This window comes from Streptomyces sp. WM6378, from assembly GCF_001279695.1.
Classification (GTDB): Bacteria; Actinomycetota; Actinomycetes; order Streptomycetales; family Streptomycetaceae; genus Streptomyces.
Genome location: NZ_LGDD01000142.1, coordinates 1 through 1,029 on the forward strand (window position 1 = coordinate 1; position 1,029 = coordinate 1,029).

The 1,029-nt window shown below is 68.9% G+C and carries 1 protein-coding gene; it reads left to right on the forward strand.

Annotation, left to right across the window (positions count from 1 at the left end; translation table 11 throughout):
• Positions 1–857: IS701 family transposase (locus tag ADK54_RS14320; RefSeq protein ID WP_053726003.1), on the forward strand; the 857-nt coding region annotated here is incomplete at its 5' end.
• Positions 858–1,029: the final 172 nt, after the last annotated feature.

Genomic DNA, 1,029 nt, shown 5'->3' on the forward strand with positions numbered 1-1,029 from the left:
GCCAGATCGGCGTCTTCGCCGCCTACGCCTCCGGACGGGGGCGGGCGCTGGTAGACCGGGAGTTGTATCTCCCCAAGTCGTGGACGAACGACCCGGACCGCTGCAAAGCCGCCCGCATCCCGGCCGAACGCGGCTTCGCCACCAAGGGAGAACTCGCCCACACCCTGGTCCTGCGGGCACTCGCCTCGCCGCTGCCCATCGCCTGGGTGAGCGCCGACAGTCTCTACGGGCAGGAGTGGCGCTTTCGCCACCTGCTCGAACAGGCTCAGGTCGGCTACGTGCTCGCGGTGCCCAAGTCCCAGCAGATCAAGTCACTGTTCGGGATCTGGCGCATCGACCAGCTCATCGACGACGCCCCCGCCGATGCCTGGCAGCCACTGTCCTGCGGCAACGGTGCCAAGGGCCCGCGCGTCTGCGACTGGGCCGCAGCGAAACTGCCCGTCAATATCGTCTTCGACCCCGACCCGCCCACGCACGAGCGGTGGGTGCTGGCCCGCCGCAGCCTCAAGCGCCCCGACGAGATCGCCTACTACCTGGCCTACGCGCCCGTCGGAACCACCGTCGATAAGCTGGTCAGCGTCGCCGGCTCCCGCTGGGCGATCGAGGAGTGCTTCCAGGCCGCCAAGGGCCAGTGCGGCCTGGATGAGTACGAAGTGCGCCGCTATCCGGGCTGGTATCGGCACATCACCCTGGCCATGCTCGCGCACGCCTTCCTCGCTGCCATGGCTGCGGCGGCGGTCGAAAGGGGGGCAGCAGAAACGACACAGCCGACCTGGCCCCGCTCACCGTGGCTGAGATCCGGCGCCTGCTGGCAGCTATCCGCCCCCAGCCCGCGCACCGCGGTGCCAGCGCACTGACCTGGTCACGCTGGCGCAGACGCCACCAGGCCATTGCCCGCGCCTGCCACTACCGCAGACGCACCCGCGCATAAAGCAGCCACCGGAACCGGCCCCTGAGGAACCGTCAGCCCGCTAGGCTCGAAAGACCGCCCCTGACCAGCGAGAATGATGAAGTACCACTGGAGTACTA